Genomic DNA, 15,912 nt, shown 5'->3' on the forward strand with positions numbered 1-15,912 from the left:
CCGTGACCGTCTGGGACGACCTGTCCGGTCAAGACGACGCGATAGCGCTGTTCTCCAACGCGGCGAAAGCCTCGAAGCGGGGAGCCATCGACCCGAGTGGCATGACCAACTCCTGGCTCATCACCGGCCCTCCCGGTTCCGGCCGCAGCAACATGGCCTACGCCTTCGCGGCCGCGCTCCTCTGCCCGGACGGGGGATGCGGGGTGTGCCCGTCGTGCGTGCAGGTGCGCGCCCGCTCACATCCCGACCTCACGGCGGTCGTGACCGAGACCGTGCAGCTGGACATCAAGACCGCTCGAGAGCTCGTCGAACGAGCCTCCATGTCACCCATGACCGGGCGCTACAGGGTCATCATCGTCGAGGACGCCGACCGCATGGTCGCGCGCACCTCCAACACCCTCCTCAAAGCGATCGAGGAGCCGCCGGAATCAACCGTCTGGGTGCTCTGCGCTCCCAGCGAGGCCGACCTGCTGCCGACCATCCGCTCGCGAGTGCGCAGCGTGCGCCTGCGCGTCCCCGCGGTTCGAGACGTCGCGGCTCTGCTGGTCCGGCGCGACGGGATCGAACCGGACACCGCCCTGCGCGCCGCCCGCGAAGCGCAGAGCCACGTCGGCATGGCCAAGCGCCTCGCGACGAGCGAAGACGCCTGGGGGAGGCGCGACGCGTCACTCGACGGCCTGCTCGACATCCGCACCACCGGAGAGGCCGTTCGCAAGGCGGCGCAGCTCGTGACCATCGCCGACGAAGACGCCACCGCCAACGCCGCCGACCGCGACGAGCATGAGCGCGCCGCGGCGTTCCGCTCGCTCGGGCTCACACCGGGGCAGGCGGTGCCACGGCAGTTGCGCGGCCAGATCCGCGAGCTCGAGGAGCACCAGAAGCGCCGGGCCAAGCGAGGGCAGGTCGACGCGATCGATCGCATCCTCACCGACTCCGTCTCTCTGTTGCGCGACCTGCTCATGCTCCAGCTCGAGCTGCCCGTCGAGCTCGTCAACGAGCACCGGAGGAGCGAACTGGAAGCCGCAACGGGCTCCCGCAGCTCCGACGACGTGCTCACCAGCATCGACGCCGTCAGCAAGGCACGAGCACGACTCGCCGCGAACGTGCCCGTTGCGCTCGTACTGGAGGCATTCTTGATCAGCTGGACGCAGAAGCAGCAGGGAGCATCATGACCAGAACGACCACCCGCGCTCGAGCGGCGACGCGGGGCATCGGCGCCTCGCTCCTCGCGGCCGCCGCCATCTTCGCGCTCAGCGGATGCACGCTCATCACGACCCTCGCGGGCCCCGGAACCTCGGGAGGCGGCGGGCCGCAGGAGGACGCGCAGCTTGTGCCCACCGGGCTCGAGCCGAGCATCCAGGCGTACTACGAGCAGGACCTCGACTGGGGCGACTGCGGCAACGGGCGCGAGTGCGCCACCGCCGAAGCTCCCATGAACTGGGGTGACGGGGCGTCCGAGAAGATCGAGCTCGCCATGGTCAAGGTGCCCGCAGCGAGCGGCAATCCCCTCGGCACGATCTTCACGAACCCGGGCGGCCCCGGCGCCTCCGGCATCTCCTTCGTTCGCGACAGCGCCGAGTACGTCTTCACGCCCGAGCTCATGGACGACTTCGACATCGTGGGCTGGGACCCGCGCGGCGTCGGAGAATCGAGCGCCGTCGACTGCCGCGACGACGCTGGCATGGATGAATGGTTCTACGGCGTCGACGAGGAACTGGACGCCGAGACGGCGACCGACCAGCAGATCATCGACGCGGTGACCGCGAACTCCAAGGAGTTCGCCGACGACTGCCTCGAGAACACGGGGGCTCTCCTCGAGTTCGTCGACACGAAGAGCACCGTCAAGGACCTCGACATGATGCGAGCCCTCGTCGGCGACCCGAAGGTCAACTACTTCGGGTTCTCCTACGGCACCGACATCGGTGCGCAGTACATCGACATGTTCCCCGAGACCGTCGGACGCGTCGTGCTCGACGGCGCGACCGACCCCACCCTCTCGACCTTCGAGGTCGTGCTCGCCCAGCAGGGTGCGTTCGGCGAAGCGACCCGCACCTACCTCGAGGACTGCCTGACGACGACCAGCTGCCCCTTCACGGGCAGCGTCGACGACGCGATCGCGAAGATCAACGCCCTCATGGCCGAGGCCGACGACACGCTCCCCAACAACGCCGACGGGCGGAAGCTCACCAGCAGCGTCATCGACACCGCCATCAGCTCGGCCCTCTACAACGACCAGAGCTGGCCGTACCTGAGCGAGGCGTTCGCCGCCTATGAGGCCACCGGCGACCCAGCGGGCTTCTTCGCCCTCAGCGACTCCTACTACGGGCGCGAGCCAGACGGCACCTACGCGGACAACATGTTCGAGGCGTTCACCGCCATCAACTGCCTCGACTACCCGGTCGAGACCGATCCCGCGAAGATCGCCGACTTCAACCGGCAGATCGCAGAGTCGACCCCCATCGGCATCCCCGGCCCGGAAGCGCTCGGCGATACGACCTGCCAGCAGTGGGCGTTCCCATCCACCAACGAGCTCGCGCCCGTCACGGGGGCCGGTGCAGATCCCGTGCTGATCATCGGCACCACGGGTGACCCGGCCACGCCATACGCGTGGGCGGAGGCAGTGACCGAGCAGCTCGAATCGGCCACGCTCGTCACCTTCGAGGGTGAAGGGCACCTCGCCTACACGCAGGGCGACAGCTGCGTCACGGGCGCCGTCGACGCGTACTTCATCGACGGGACGGTGCCCGCCGAGGGCCTCGTCTGCTGACCACGACACCCCGATGTGCACTTGAGCTGAGTGTGCGTTATGCTTTGGTGTCGAGTTCAGCGCCCCAGGGAGTTGAGCTGCAGGCAGGCCGCCTTAGCTCAGTCGGCAGAGCGATTCACTCGTAATGAATAGGTCGCGAGTTCGATTCTCGCAGGCGGCCCCATCGCCCCTCCGCACTTCGGTGCGGAGGGGTTTTTGTCTTCTCCGGCGGCACCGAGTCGGCCGCGCTCCTCAGCACGTCTCCCCTACGCTGATGAGATGCTCGAGCGCCGGCACCGCCAAGACCCCGACCAGCACCCGCCCCTGGCGTTCCCTGGCCTGCGCAGCCCGGTCCATCGCCTCGGCGAGGGGGAGGGGTTCGACTTCTCCCGGCGCGTGGCGGTCATGGCGATCGTGAACCGCACCCCCGACTCGTTCTACGACGATGGGGCGACCTTCGCGCTCGAGAGCGCCGTGGATGCGGTGCTCGCCGCCGAGCGGGCCGGCGCGGACATCGTGGACATCGGCGGTCAGCCCTTCGCACCAGGTGAGGAGCTCTCCGAGCAGGACGAGATCAGCCGAGTGGTGCCCGTGATCCGTGCCGTGCGGGAGCGGACCAGCATCCCCATCTCCGCGGAGACCTACCGTGCACGCGTGGCCGAGGCATGCCTCGAAGCGGGCGCAGGCATCATCAACGACACGAGCGGCCTCCGCGACGAAGACCTCGCGCGGGTCGTCGCGGGGTCGGGTGCTCAGCTCGTCATCACGCACAGCGTCGCGGCGCCGAGGGCGGAGCTCGCCCGGCCGCGCTACGACGACGTGGTGGGAGAGGTGCGCTCGTTCCTGCAGGCGCGGGCCGAGCGGGCCATCGAGCTGGGGGTCGAGGACAACCAGCTCATCGTCGACCCGGGGCACGACCTCAACAAGAACACGCTGCACACGCTCGCACTGACACGGCACTTCGATGAGATCTCGTCGCTGGGTTTCCCCTCCCTTGCCGCGGTCTCCAACAAGGACTTCATCGGCGAGACCCTCGACAGGCCGAAGCGGGAGCGGGTAGCCGGATCGCTCGCGGCGGCCGTCGCGTGCATCCTGCTCGGCGCTCGCATCGTCCGCATGCACAACGTGCCTGAGGCGGTCGATGCGACCCGCATGACCGAGGCGATCCTCGGCCTCCGCGCGCCCGCTTACACGCGACACAACGTCTAGGGCACACGCGGTTCGCACTCGACTCACCACTGCCGTCCACGTCTGCGTGGCATGCTCTCAGCATGAACGCTCCATCCCCGGCGATCCGCTCGCTGCTCGGCCCTGAAGGGGCCCGTGAGCAGCTTGACGACGAGCAACTGCTCGCCCACTACGCCTACCCCGCCAACGGGGCGTTCCGGCTGAACTTCGTGGCAAGCGTCGACGGGGCCGCCATGGGCGGCGACGGCAGGTCGGGGAGCCTCGGCACCGCCGCGGACCATCGCGTGTTCGAGCTGCTGCGCCGCCTCGCGGATCTTGTGCTGGTGGGGGCGGGCACCCTCCGCGACGAAGGCTACGTGGGCCTTCGAGTGTCCGAGCCCTCCGTCGCCTGGCGTGAAGAGCGGGGGCGACCCCCGCATCCGACGCTCGGCATCGTCTCGAGCCGGCTCGCGCTCGACCCGAAGCACGAGATGTTCGCGGATGCGCCGGTACCGCCGATCGTGGTGACTCCCGTTTCTGACCCCGAACGGCTCGCGCCGTTTCGGGAGGTCGCGACCGTGCTCACCGTGCCGGAGCATCCGGAGCGCCCTGGAACTCTCGACGTCACCGAGCTCCGCGCAATGCTGCGCGAGCTGGGTCACACGGAGGTGCTCTGCGAGGGCGGACCGTCGCTGTTCGGCGAGGTCAACGCTCAGGGCGCGTTCGACGAGCTCTGCCTGACGATCTCGCCGGCGTCGGTGGGTGGGCAGGGCGGACGCATCACGCACTCGGAGACGCTCGCGCAGCACCCGCTCGCCCTCGCCGGCGTCCTGGAGTGCGACGACACACTGCTGCTCCACTACCTCCGCTCTGCCGGCCTGAGCTGAGGGCTCGAGTCTCCTGCCCTCCCCGCCGCGCCGAGCGGTCCAGTGGGCAGGAGGCATCCCCGATTCCCTGGTCAGCACGGCGCCTGCGTCGCTTGGCTAGACTTGCAGCTTGCCGTGGCGTCGAACGACGACGCGGCTCCTCGTTCCGCCGGGAGGTGACATGGCCAGCTCAGGAAAGTCCCCGCGCTCACTCGCCAGTCGCCTCGTCGGCTTCGCGCTCGTGGGCGTCCTCGCGCTCGGAGGGGGCTTCGCCGCCGGCGCGGCCGGGTTCGCAGCAGCGGCACCGGCCTTCGCCGGCACGTCAGAGGTCCTCCCCGCCAAGTCGCTCGGCGCAGTTCGCGAGGCACCCGCCGAAGCCACCGCCGCCGAGCCGATGCGCACCTGCTCCATCGAAGACGTAGCGAGCGCCGAAGGAGCCCTCGACTTCCACGGCGTGGTCGTCGACTCGCAGAGCGGGGAAGCGATCTACGAGCGCAAGGCGGCGGACGCGGTGCCGACGGCCTCCGTCATGAAGCTCCTCACCACGACCGCGGCCATGCAGGTGCTCGGCCCGGACTTCCGCATCCCCACGCGCGTCTACGCAGGCAGCGAGCCGGGCTCGGTGGTCATCGTGGGAGGTGGAGACGTGACCCTCGCCTCCACCGACACCGGCGCGGGCAGCTACTACTCCGGCGCGACCGCGACGCTCGCCGACCTCGCCGGCCAGACCCGGACAGCCTGGGCGAACGACCCGAACCTCTCCGGCACAGCCCTCACCCAGGTGCTCGTCGACAAGTCGGCGTTCAGCGGGCCGGAATGGCAGCCGTCGTGGTTGCAGGCGGACCGCACCGACGGCTACATCAGCCCGATCTCGGCGCTCATGGTCGACGGCGGACGCCAGAACCCGGCGAGCCTCGTCTCGCCTCGCACGGACGACCCGAGCGGCGCCGCCGCAAGCGCGTTCGCCACGAGGCTCGGAGCCGCGACGGCAGGCGCAAGCGCCACCGTCCCGGCGGGCGCGACGCTGCTCGCAGAGGTCTGGTCGCAGCCGGTCTCCGAACTCGTGCACTATGCCCTGATCGACAGCGACAACAACGTCGCCGAGATGCTCTCGCGGCTCGTCGCGATCGAGCAGGGCGCCGGCACCGACTTCGCCGCCATCCAAGCCTCGACCAGCCAGGCACTGTCGACCCTCGGCCTCGACACAGTCGGCCTCGTCCTCGCTGACGGCTCCGGTCTGTCCGCCGACAACCGAGTTCCGCCCGAACTCGTCGCCGAGCTGCTGCAAGCCATCTCGCAGCCGGACATCGCCGCGTCCCAGATGCTCGACGACCTGCCCGCATCCGGCCAGAGCGGCACCCTCCAGACGAGGCTCACCTCCCTGGGCGTCCCCCCAGGCGCCATCACGGCCAAGACGGGATGGATCAACGAGGTCTACGGCCTCGCCGGCTACATGACCGCCGCGGACGGCAGCAGGCTGACCTTCGCCTTCTTCGTCGTGGGAGCCGTCACGCCCGCCAACCGTGACGCCCTCGACACCATCGCCGCCCGCACCTACTCGTGCGGCGCATCCCTCGCCAACTGGTGAGCGACGAGCCGAGCGGGCGCGGATGCGCCTGGCTCATCCAGGAGCCCTGCGGCAGACTGGGGGCATGAGCCGCGCACTGCTGATCGTCGACGTCCAGAACGACTTCACCGAGGGCGGGGCCCTCGAGACAGCCGGTGGTGCAGCCGTGGCAGCCGGCATCACCGAGCACCTCGCGGACAACGGCGAGGACTACGCGGTCATCGTCGCCTCGCGCGACTGGCATGACGCCGACAGTGACAACGGTGGGCACTTCCACCCGCAGCCCGACTTCGTCGACAGCTGGCCGGAGCACTGCGTGGCCGGCACACCAGGCGCCGACTACCACCCCGCGCTCGACACGAAGCTCGTCGACCTCCACGTCTTCAAGGGCCAGGGCTCGCCGTCCTACTCGGCCTTCGACGGGGCAACCGCTGAGGGCGAGACGCTCGCCGAGGCGCTGCGCGCTCGCGGCGTCGACCACCTCGACGTCGTGGGCATCGCGACCGACCACTGCGTGCGCGCATCCGCGCTCGACGCCCACCGGGAGGGGTTCACGGTGCGTGTCATCGACGGCCTCACCTCAGCCGTGGCCCCGGAATCCAGAGCGACGGCTCTTGAGGAGCTCCGCGCAGTCGGCGTCACCGTCGAGTAGGGTCGCCCCCGCGCCTGCCGCCGGCCCCGCGTCCTGCCTCGCGTCCCGTCCCGAGTCCCGTCCCGCCCGGTCTCGTGATGGAAACCTCACTTCGTGCTGGGAAGCTTCCCACCTAACAGGGACTTCCCCATCCCGAGACTGCGGATGCGGCGCGTGGATCGCCCGGCTCAGGTCGGCCCATGGAGCTCGGCCCGGTTTGGGCGCTCGGGAATACTGCTGGCCCGTCGCGCCCGGTCTCGGGATGGAAACCTCACTTCGTGCTGGGAAGCTTCCCACCTAACAGGGACTTCTCCATCCCGAGACTGTGGGTGCGGGGCGGCACGACTCGGCATGGCGGCACGATGCGGCATGGCAACCCGGGCTGCTTAGCAGCGCGGCGCGGTCCGGCCTGGCTGACTCAGCGGGGGAGGAGCAGCTGGTGCTGCGCGAGCTCCCGGTACAGGGGGACCGTGTCGACGAGCTCGTGGTGCTTGCCGCGGCCGAGCACCTGACCATGCTCGAGGACCACGATCTGGTCGCTGTCCACGACCGTCGACAGGCGGTGGGCGATGACGATGACGCTTCGTCCTTCCGAGACCTTGTCGAGGGCGTCCCGCATGAGCCGCTCGTTGGCGCCGTCGAGGGCCGACGTCGACTCGTCGAGCAGCAGGATCGGCGGGGCCGAGAGCAACGCGCGCGCGATGGCGAGGCGCTGGCGCTCGCCGCCGGAGAGCATGACGCCGGACTCGCCGACCTGGGTGTCGAGCCGGTCGTCGCTGCGGTCCAGGACGTCCCCGAGGTTCACCTCGCGGAGCACCTCCTCGCAGGCGACATCGTCGGCGTCCGGCCGTCCGAGGAGGAGGTTCTCGCGCAGGCTGCCGGCGAGCACGGGCGCGTCCTGCTGCACGTAGCCGAGCTGTGCGCGCAGCTGCTGCCGGTCGATGGAGCGAAGGTCCACACCACCGAGACGGATGCTGCCACCCGTGGGGTCGTAGAAGCGCTCGAGCAGGGCAAGGGCCGTCGATTTGCCCGAGCCGGATGGGCCGACGAGGGCGAGGCGCTCGCCGCGGCGCAGCGCGAAGCTGACACCGTCGAGCACCAGCGGCGCCTCGACGCGCGCCTGAGCTCCGTCCTCAGCGAAGAGTCGAGCGTCGGGGTCCGAAGCAGCCCCCGTCATGGCGGCTGCCATTCCGCCGCGGGACGACTCGCGGCGGATCGTCTCGAGCCGCGCAGCTGCTCGCTCGCGAGCGGCCCGCGCACGCACGACGTCCTCCGGGTAGTGGAAGGTGACGTCCTCGAACTCGACGGCGGGCGCATCCGGTTCCCCGCGCTCGTTGGCGGGCCCCTCGAGGACGACCAGCGCCGCCTCATCGCGGTCGCCTGCCCCCTCTTCGGGGATCGCGATGATCTCCTCGATGCGCCCGAGCGCGCCGAGGGCGGTGTTCACGGCGGTGAGGGCCCCGAAGAAGAGGCCGAGCGGCATGATCATCATGAACAGGAACATGATGAAGGCGATGAGGTTGGCGATGCTCAGGTCGCCTGCCGCCACGCGCAGGCCGCCGACGCCGAGCACTGCGATGAGCGCGCCCTGCATGGCGAAGCCCGCAACAGGCACGATGAACGCGGAGATGCGGGCCACATCGAGGCCACGTTGGTAGGCGCCAACCGCGTCGGTGTCGACGAGGCGCTCCTCGCGTTCGGTCGCGCCGAAGGCCCGCACGGTCCTGACCGAGGAGATGGCGCGTTCGACGGAGGCGGTGAGGTCGCCCACCTTCTGCTGGGCCGCCGCGCTGGCCTCGCGGATGCGCATCGACATGCCGACGACGAGCAGCAGGGCCACGACGACCACGGCGAAGGTGATGAGGAACAGGACGCCGTCGAGCACGATCATCGCGACGACGGCGCCGATGAAGGTGAGGGCGCCGCCGATGGCTTCGACGAGTCCCTGCGTGAGCACGGCCCGGAGCATGGTGGTGTCGCTGCCCACGCGGGAGACGAGGTCGCCCGTCCTGCGGGCGTCGAACTCGGCGACGGGGAGCCGCAGGAGCTTCGCGACGAGGCGGCGTCGCGTGTTGAGCACGATCGACTCGCCCGTGCGCTGCAGGAGGAAGTGCTGGACCCCGTTGGCGATGGCGCCGATGACCACGGCGCCGACGAGCACCCACACGACCCAGGCGGCGATGGTGCCGACCTCGACCTGGCCGATGAGCACGTTCACGAGCAGTGGCTGGGCGAGGCTCAACGCGGAGCTGAGCACGCTGATGGCGATGATGCCCGCCAGCAGTGGCTTGTTGACGAGCAGGTGGGGGAGGAGCTGCTTGAAGGTCGCCCTCGGTGCGCCCGACGCCTCGCGAACCGGTCGCCCGGGGAAGCCCCTGCGCTTCTTCTGCGCCGTCTCCCCGCTGCCAACTGCTCCTGCATCCACTGGCTTGTCGCCCAAACTCCTGGCCTTTCGCCCGCAGCGCGCCGAGATGCGCGCACGCCGATGGCGCGCAGTCGTGTGCGCGCACCCGCCAAGGGTACCCGCCCCGACCTGGAGCATCCGCCCTCCGGTGCGCTGGGCGGGCAGACGAGAGGGGCCGTGCATCCGCAGTGGATGCACGGCCCCCGTCGATGAGGCGCGGTGACTACTTCGTGTTCGTCACGTACGCGATGTCGCGGGTCTCCTTGGAGATCAGCAGTGCCACGAAGGTGAGGATCGCGGCACCGGCGAGGTACACGCCGACCCAGAACGGGCTGCCGTCGCCGAACGCCCAGAGAGCGATGAAGACGGTCGGCGCGAAGCCGGCGCCGAAGACGCTCGAGAGGTTGTAGGCGATGGCGCTTCCCGTGTAGCGCACGTTGGCGGGGAAGAGCTCCGGGAGGACGGCGCTCATGGGGCCGAAGGTGAGGCCCATGAGCGTCATGCCGATGACGAGCATTCCCTGCGTGCCGATGAAGCCGCCGGCGAGCAGCGGCGTCATGGCGAAGCCGAAGATGAAGATCGCGCCGGTGGTCCAGAGCAGCATCTTGCGGCGGCCGTACTTCTCGGCGAGCGGGCCGGAGACGAGCGTGAAGATGCCGAAGAAGACGACGGAGACGATGAGCATGATGAGGAACTGCTCGCGCATGTAGCCGAGGCCTGGCACCCAGGCGGCCGGGTCGAACGCCTCGCCGGCTGCTTCGGCCTTCGCGGCAGCCTGCTCGGTCGTGGCCTTCGTGCCGAAGGACAGCGTGAACGCAGTCATCATGTAGAAGAGCACGTAGGTGGCGAGCATGATGAACGTGCCCAGGATGATCTGGCGCCAGCTGGTCTTGAACGCTGCGAACAGCGGAACCTTGGAGACCTCGCCTGCGGCGACGACCTTCTCGAACGCGGGCGTCTCGAGGAGGCTGATGCGCACCCAGAGGCCGACGATGACGAGGATGGCGCTGAGGAGGAACGGCACTCGCCAGCCCCAGGCGAAGAACGTCTCGTCGCTCATGAAGTGGGAGAGCAGCACGAACAGCAGGTTGCCGAGGATGAAGCCGATGGGGGCGCCGAGCTGCGGGAAGGTGCCGTAGATGGCGCGCTTGTTCGCCGGGGCGTTCTCCGTGGCGAGGAGGGCAGCGCCGCTCCACTCGCCGCCGAGGCCGAGGCCCTGGCAGAAGCGCATGATGACGAGGAGCGTCGGTGCGAGGATCTCCCAGCCGGGAGTGAGCGCCGTCGGGAGGAGCCCGATCGCGAAGGTGGCGATACCCATGGTGAGGAGCGTCGCGACGAGGGTGCCCTTGCGTCCGATGCGGTCGCCGAAGTGGCCGAAGAGGATCGACCCGATTGGGCGAGCGATGAAGGCGACACCGAAGACGGCGAACGAGGCGAGGAGCGCCGTCGTCTCGTTGTCGTTCGGGAAGAAGAGGGCCGGGAAGACGAGGCTCGCGGCGGTCGCGTAGATGTAGAAGTCGTAGAACTCGATCGAGGTTCCGACGAGGCTCGCGGTGAGGACCTTGCCGCGGGAGTTCTTGACCTCGAACTCCTCGACGGACGCTCCGGTCTTGGTCTTGCTGGGGGATGACACGTTGCTCCTGAGACAGCTGGCTCGCTGGTGAGACGCGGTTTCGGTGCGGGTCGCGCGGTGCTTGAGCTCAGAGCAGCGGTGGGTGGAACGCGTCGGACCGTGCGGATGCGAGGCCGATTGACGCGTGCTCGGTCGGATGCTTGTGGCTTCCGGCCGAGACGAGGTTACACGTCATTCGTCACTTTCGCTGGCCCACTACCCAATCGTGGGCCGCATGAGGTATGCGGTTCCGGCCGTGCTCAGCTGGCGGCGTCGTCGTTCGGCAGCTGCGGAAGCTCGCTCATGATGTGACCCATGCGCTGGACCTTGGTGGTCAGGTAGGCGAGGTTCGCGTCTTCGCGCCCGACCTCGAGGGGCACACGCTCCTCGACCGTGATGCCGTGCTCTTCGAGAGCCTCGGCCTTGGCGGGGTTGTTGGTGAGCAGGCGGATGCGGGAGATCTGAAGGTCGTCGAGCATCTGGGCGGCTGCCCTGTAGGCGCGGCTGTCGGCGGGCAGGCCGAGCGCGAGGTTCGCATCCACCGTGTCGAGCCCCTGTTCCTGCAGGGCGTAGGCGCGGAGCTTGTTGAGGAGTCCGATGCCGCGGCCTTCATGGCCGCGGAGGTAGAGCACGATGCCGCCGTCGCGGCCGATCGCCTCGAGGGAGGCGTCGAGCTGCGGCCCGCACTCGCACTTCAGCGAGCCGAAGGCTTCGCCGGTGAGGCACTCGGAGTGCACGCGCACGATGGCGCCGTTCTCGGGCTCACCGGAGACGATCGCGAGGTGCAGCTGCCCGTCGGCATCGTCGGTGTACGCGCGGAAGCGCAGCACCCCGTGGCGCGTGGGGATCGAGGTCTCGGCCTCGAAGGTGACGGAGGGGGTGGGTGCGTCGCTCATGGAATCGCCTTCGCTCAACGACCGGTCAGGCGCGAGAGTGCGCCGAGTCGGTAGCCGAGGCCCCAGGCGAACACTCGCCAGACGGCCTCGACGATGATGTCGCTCGACATCTTGGATGCGCCTTCCTGGCGTTCGACGAACGTGATGGGCACTTCGCTCACGCGAATGCCGGAGCGTTCGAAGAGCCAGGCCATCTCGATCTGGAAGCAGTAGCCGGCACTCTTGATGCGGCTGAGGTCGAAACCCTGGAGGAGGTCGACGCGGTAGCCGCGGTAGCCGGCGGTGATGTCGCGGATCTTGCTCTGCAGCAGCACGCGGGCGTAGATGGACGCGCCGCGGGAGAGGATCTGGCGCTGGAGGGGCCAGTTCTCGGTGCGCCCGCCGGGCATCCAGCGGGTTCCGATGACCAGGCCTGCGCCCGCATCGAGCGCGTCGATCATCTCGGGCAGTCGCTCGGGTGGGTGCGAGCCGTCGGCGTCGAACTCGAAGACGTAGGTGTAGCCGCGCTCGGCGGCGAGCGCGAAGCCCTCGAGGTAGGCCGTGCCGAGCCCGAGTTTGCCGGCTCGGTGCAGCACGCTGACGCGCTCGTCTGCCGCGGCCATCTCGTCGGCCATGTCGCCGGTGCCATCTGGGCTGTTGTCGTCGACGACCAGCACGTGGATACGCGAATCCGCCCCGAGAACACGGTCCACGATGGAGCGGACGTTTTCGCGTTCGTTGTAGGTGGGGATGATGACGAGCGTTTCGGGCATTGCGTCATCCTAGCGCGGAGATTCGGCAGAAACGGTGCGATCAGCTGGGGTGTGGGAAGTGCCCAGCTCGCCCCTCAGGGGAGGGGCGAGGTCAGCGTCTCGGCTTGGGGAAGCCGACGCGAGCGTAGACCTCGTCGAGCGTCGTGAGGGCGAGTTCGCTTGCCCGCTCTGCGCCGCGCTCCAGGATGCGGTCGAGCTCGGCGGGGTCGGCCAGGAGCTCGTTGGTGCGTTCGCGGATGGGGGCGAACGTCGACTCGACGAGCTCGGCGAGGCCCTTCTTGAGGTCGCCGTAGCCGCCGCCCGCATACTGTGCCGTGATCTCGTCGATCGACGACCCCGAGAGCACGGACGCGATGGTGAGGAGGTTCGACACTCCTGGCTTGGACTCGCGGTCGAAGCGGATCTCGCCGTCGGCGTCGGTCACCGCGCGCATGATCTTCTTGCGTGTGACCTTCTCGTCGTCGAGCAGGCGGAGGAGGCCAGCGTCCGACTCCGCCGATTTCGACATCTTGGCGGTTGGGTTCTGCAGGTCGTAGACCTTCGCGGTCTCTTTCATGATGTGCGGTTCCGGCACCACGAAGGTGTCACCGAAGCGCGAGTTGAACCGCTCGGCGAGGTTGCGGGTGAGCTCGATGTGCTGGCGCTGGTCTTCGCCGACGGGCACGGACGCGGCCTGGTAGAGCAGGATGTCTGCGGCCATGAGCACGGGGTACGTGAAGAGGCCGACGGTGGTCGTGTCGGCGCCGTACCGCTGCGACTTGTCCTTGAACTGCGTCATGCGGCTGGCCTCGCCGAAACCGGTGATGGTGGAGAGCACCCACTGCAGCTGCGCGTGCGCGGGCACGGCCGACTGCACGAAGAGGATCGACTTCTCGGGGTCGATGCCTGCCGCGATGTACTGCGCCGCCGTCACCCGGGTGCGCTCGCGCAGCGAGCTCGGTTCGAAGGGCACGGTGATGGCGTGCTGGTCGACGACGCAGTAGATGGCCGTGAAGTCCTCCTGCATGGGCACCCAGTTGCTGAGCGCGCCGATGAAGTTGCCGAGGTGGAGCGAGTCGGCGGAGGGCTGCATGCCGGAGAAGAGCACGGGCTTGGTCATCAGGAGATCCTCGAGGTCGTGCGGTTGGTCGTGCGAGTGGGGTAGTGGGGTGGGCCGCTGCGGGCGGATGCGGGGCGACGGCCCCGGAGATCAGAACGTGTAGTCGACGACGACGGGCGCGTGATCGGACCAGCGGGTGTCGTAGCTGGCGGCGCGGTCGACGGCGTAGGAGACGGCACGCTTGGCGAGGTCGGGGGTCGCGACCTGGTAGTCGATGCGCCATCCGGTGTCGTTGTCGAAGGCCTGGCCACGCTGTGACCACCACGTGTATGGGCCTTCGACCTCGCCGGTGAGCGCGCGGCCCACGTCGACGTAGCCGAGTCCGGTGCCAGCGCTGCCGTCTGCGCCTTCGATGCTCGCGCCGCGCTCGCCGAAGATGCGGTCGAAGTAGGCGCGCTCGCGGGGCAGGAAGCCGGCACGCTTCACGTTGCCCTTCCAGTTCTTGATGTCGAGCTTCGTGTGGCCGACGTTGAGGTCGCCGACGATCAGCGAGTGGGCGCTGTGCGCCTGCAGCTCGGGGAGCCTCGCGCTCATGGCGTCGAGGAACTTCCACTTCTCGTCCTGCTTCGGAGTGTCTGCCTCGCCGGAGTTGACGTAGCAGCTCACGACCGTGAGCGGGACGCCGTCGATGTCGAAGTCGGCTTCGAGCCAGCGGCCGGCCGAGTCGAAGTCGTCGGGCCCGAGCTCGGTGCGGACGGCGCTGATCGGGATGCGGGAGGCGATGGCGACGCCGGCACGGCCCTTCGCGGTCGCCAGGTGGTCGTGCAAGTCCCAATCGGACGTGTCGATGAGCTTGTGCAGCTCTTCCGTGGGTGCGCGAACCTCCTGCAGCGCCAGGATGTCGACCTCGCGTTCGGCGAGCCACTCGCCCATGCCCTTCTTGTAGGCGGCACGGACTCCGTTGACGTTCACTGACGCGATGCGAATGGTTCTTGGCATGCGCTCGAGTCTAGACGGGACCACCGACACGGGCTCTCGGCGTCGCCGGTCGCTCGTCCCCTGGCGCCTCTCGTCTGCGGCGCGTCGTCTAGACGCGTCCGCCTTGGAAGCGGCGTCGCTGCGCCTCGGCTTCGATCCTGCGCTGCTCGCGCAGGAGCGCGCGGTATTCGGCCATGGCCTTCCACCGGAAGAACCGAGGCGCAGCGTTGAGCCGCTCTCGGGACTCGATCACCTGGGTCGCGATCTTCTCCCGCTCGGCACGGAGGATCGTGTCGGACGATTCCTCGCGGGCCTCCTTGGCAGTGAGGAGCCTCGGGGAGGCACCGATGTCATCCATCGTCACCTTGACCCACGCCGCGGTGAGCAGGAGCACGGTGCAGAGCAGGTTGAGGAAGATCATGAGGCCGAGGAGCACGGCGAAGGAGGCGACGAGCGGATTGCTCGTGGCGCCGCCGATGAGTGCCGTCGAGACCTGCTTCAGGATGCCGATGATGATCGCCCCGAGGAAGGCGGCGAAGAACAGCGAGCGTGTGGGGATGCGCAGGCCGGCCAGGATGCGCAGGATGCCGGCCAGGACGACGGTGTCGAACGCGAGGAGGATGAGGATCGTCACGATGCGGATGACGACAAGCGCGAATCCGCTCGACTCGTCGATGCCGACCGTCTCGAGCAGCGACGAGAGGAAGGTCGAGGAGAGCACCGTGAGCGCGGTCGAGATGGCCAGGGCCACGGCGAATGCGAGGAGGAAGCCGAGGTCGATGAGCTTCTGGACGACGAAGCTCCGCTTGGTGGCGACGGGGACGTCGAAGATCGTGCGGATGCCCGTGCGCGCCTGCCCGAGCCAGCCGAGTGCGGTGCCGAGGGTACCGATGAGGGCGATGGCGCTCGCCCAGCCGAAGGCGCCCGTGCTCTCAAGGAGGCTCGGGTCGATCGCGCCCTGCTCGCCGATGAGGCCGGGCAGGGATGAGTTGAGCACTCCGATGAGCCCGTCGCGAAGTTCGGTGTTCGTCGCGAGGAAGATGCCAGCGACAGAAAAGAGTAGCCAGATGCCCGCGAAGATGGAGAAGATAGCCGAGTAGGCCATGCCGCCGGCCAGGACCGAAGCACTTCTCGCCCCGAAATGGGCGAAGACTCGGGCGGGGCGAGTAGCTTGGGCCCAGGCGATCAGTGCTTGCATGCGCTCGCCGAACGGCGCCTCCGGGGGGAACTTCGGAAACGGCGGCGCGAAAGTGG

Annotated in this window: 13 protein-coding genes and 1 tRNA gene; 7 read left to right on the plus strand and 7 right to left on the minus strand. The window is 68.9% G+C overall.

Annotated features, from left to right (window positions below; translation table 11 throughout):
- The first annotated feature begins 2 nt into the window (after positions 1-2).
- The 7 genes from ITJ67_RS06655 to ITJ67_RS06685 all read left to right on the plus strand — a co-directional run bounded on the left by ITJ67_RS06655 (position 3) and on the right by ITJ67_RS06685 (position 6,998).
- Positions 3-1,172 carry a DNA polymerase III subunit delta' gene (locus tag ITJ67_RS06655; protein ID WP_104243154.1) on the plus strand — a complete coding sequence of 390 codons (1,170 nt, stop codon included), beginning with the start codon at positions 3-5 and terminating at the stop codon, positions 1,170-1,172.
- Positions 1,169-2,767 (plus strand): alpha/beta hydrolase, encoded by a 1,599-nt coding sequence (locus ITJ67_RS06660; protein ID WP_194677127.1) that lies wholly within the window; start codon positions 1,169-1,171, stop codon positions 2,765-2,767. Before ITJ67_RS06655 ends, ITJ67_RS06660 begins: the two co-directional genes overlap by 4 nt.
- A gap of 87 nt (positions 2,768-2,854) precedes the next feature.
- Positions 2,855-2,930: transfer RNA gene (locus ITJ67_RS06665), tRNA-Thr, on the plus strand.
- A 95-nt stretch (positions 2,931-3,025) separates the two neighbouring features.
- Entirely contained in the window at positions 3,026-3,955 is a 930-nt protein-coding gene (folP, locus tag ITJ67_RS06670; RefSeq protein ID WP_194677128.1) for a dihydropteroate synthase, read from the plus strand.
- A 62-nt stretch (positions 3,956-4,017) separates the two neighbouring features.
- A complete protein-coding gene (locus tag ITJ67_RS06675; protein ID WP_160072807.1) occupies positions 4,018-4,800 on the plus strand; it encodes a dihydrofolate reductase family protein in 783 nt (260 codons plus the stop codon).
- A gap of 160 nt (positions 4,801-4,960) precedes the next feature.
- Positions 4,961-6,367: a D-alanyl-D-alanine carboxypeptidase/D-alanyl-D-alanine-endopeptidase gene (dacB, locus tag ITJ67_RS06680; RefSeq protein ID WP_194677129.1), complete on the plus strand. Its 1,407-nt coding sequence runs from the start codon at positions 4,961-4,963 to the stop codon at positions 6,365-6,367.
- 64 nt (positions 6,368-6,431) lie between these two features.
- Positions 6,432-6,998: an isochorismatase family protein gene (locus ITJ67_RS06685; protein ID WP_194677130.1), complete on the plus strand. Its 567-nt coding sequence runs from the start codon at positions 6,432-6,434 to the stop codon at positions 6,996-6,998.
- Positions 6,999-7,395: 397 nt separating this feature from the next.
- Here ITJ67_RS06685 and ITJ67_RS06690 read toward each other — a convergent pair whose 3' ends face one another.
- The 7 genes from ITJ67_RS06690 to ITJ67_RS06720 all read right to left on the minus strand — a co-directional run bounded on the left by ITJ67_RS06690 (position 7,396) and on the right by ITJ67_RS06720 (position 15,856).
- Positions 7,396-9,417 carry an ABC transporter ATP-binding protein gene (locus ITJ67_RS06690; RefSeq protein ID WP_228502401.1) on the minus strand — a complete coding sequence of 674 codons (2,022 nt, stop codon included), beginning with the start codon at positions 9,415-9,417 and terminating at the stop codon, positions 7,396-7,398.
- A gap of 187 nt (positions 9,418-9,604) precedes the next feature.
- The gene (locus tag ITJ67_RS06695) at positions 9,605-11,014 is read right to left on the minus strand and encodes an MFS transporter (RefSeq protein ID WP_160072799.1); all 1,410 of its coding nucleotides are present in this window, start codon (positions 11,012-11,014) and stop codon (positions 9,605-9,607) included.
- A gap of 239 nt (positions 11,015-11,253) precedes the next feature.
- The gene (gene ribA / locus ITJ67_RS06700; RefSeq protein ID WP_160072797.1) at positions 11,254-11,889 is read right to left on the minus strand and encodes a GTP cyclohydrolase II; all 636 of its coding nucleotides are present in this window, start codon (positions 11,887-11,889) and stop codon (positions 11,254-11,256) included.
- Between the two features lie 14 nt (positions 11,890-11,903).
- Positions 11,904-12,641, minus strand: a complete 738-nt coding sequence (locus ITJ67_RS06705; protein WP_160072795.1) for a polyprenol monophosphomannose synthase — start codon at positions 12,639-12,641, stop codon at positions 11,904-11,906.
- Positions 12,642-12,732: 91 nt separating this feature from the next.
- On the minus strand, positions 12,733-13,740 hold the full coding sequence (gene trpS, locus ITJ67_RS06710; RefSeq protein ID WP_194677131.1) for a tryptophan--tRNA ligase: 1,008 nt from the start codon (positions 13,738-13,740) through the stop codon (positions 12,733-12,735).
- Between the two features lie 90 nt (positions 13,741-13,830).
- Entirely contained in the window at positions 13,831-14,679 is an 849-nt protein-coding gene (locus ITJ67_RS06715) for an exodeoxyribonuclease III (RefSeq protein WP_160072792.1), read from the minus strand.
- 88 nt (positions 14,680-14,767) lie between these two features.
- A complete protein-coding gene (locus ITJ67_RS06720) occupies positions 14,768-15,856 on the minus strand; it encodes a YihY/virulence factor BrkB family protein (RefSeq protein ID WP_194677132.1) in 1,089 nt (362 codons plus the stop codon).
- Between the last annotated feature and the right edge of the window lie 56 nt (positions 15,857-15,912).

The sequence above is a fragment of the Pseudoclavibacter sp. VKM Ac-2867 genome (genome assembly GCF_015351275.1).
Taxonomy (GTDB): Bacteria; Actinomycetota; Actinomycetes; order Actinomycetales; family Microbacteriaceae; genus Pseudoclavibacter.

Coding starts and splice junctions, on each gene's coding strand:
- ITJ67_RS06660 (WP_194677127.1), top strand. CDS start 1,169: ATGACCAGAACGACCACCCGCGCTCGAGCGGCGACGCGGGGCATCGGC.
- ITJ67_RS06720 (WP_194677132.1), bottom strand. CDS start 15,856: ATGCAAGCACTGATCGCCTGGGCCCAAGCTACTCGCCCCGCCCGAGTC.
- ITJ67_RS06685 (WP_194677130.1), top strand. CDS start 6,432: ATGAGCCGCGCACTGCTGATCGTCGACGTCCAGAACGACTTCACCGAG.
- ITJ67_RS06675 (WP_160072807.1), top strand. CDS start 4,018: ATGAACGCTCCATCCCCGGCGATCCGCTCGCTGCTCGGCCCTGAAGGG.
- ITJ67_RS06715 (WP_160072792.1), bottom strand. CDS start 14,679: ATGCCAAGAACCATTCGCATCGCGTCAGTGAACGTCAACGGAGTCCGT.
- ITJ67_RS06705 (WP_160072795.1), bottom strand. CDS start 12,641: ATGCCCGAAACGCTCGTCATCATCCCCACCTACAACGAACGCGAAAAC.
- ribA (WP_160072797.1), bottom strand. CDS start 11,889: ATGAGCGACGCACCCACCCCCTCCGTCACCTTCGAGGCCGAGACCTCG.
- dacB (WP_194677129.1), top strand. CDS start 4,961: ATGGCCAGCTCAGGAAAGTCCCCGCGCTCACTCGCCAGTCGCCTCGTC.
- folP (WP_194677128.1), top strand. CDS start 3,026: ATGCTCGAGCGCCGGCACCGCCAAGACCCCGACCAGCACCCGCCCCTG.
- trpS (WP_194677131.1), bottom strand. CDS start 13,740: ATGACCAAGCCCGTGCTCTTCTCCGGCATGCAGCCCTCCGCCGACTCG.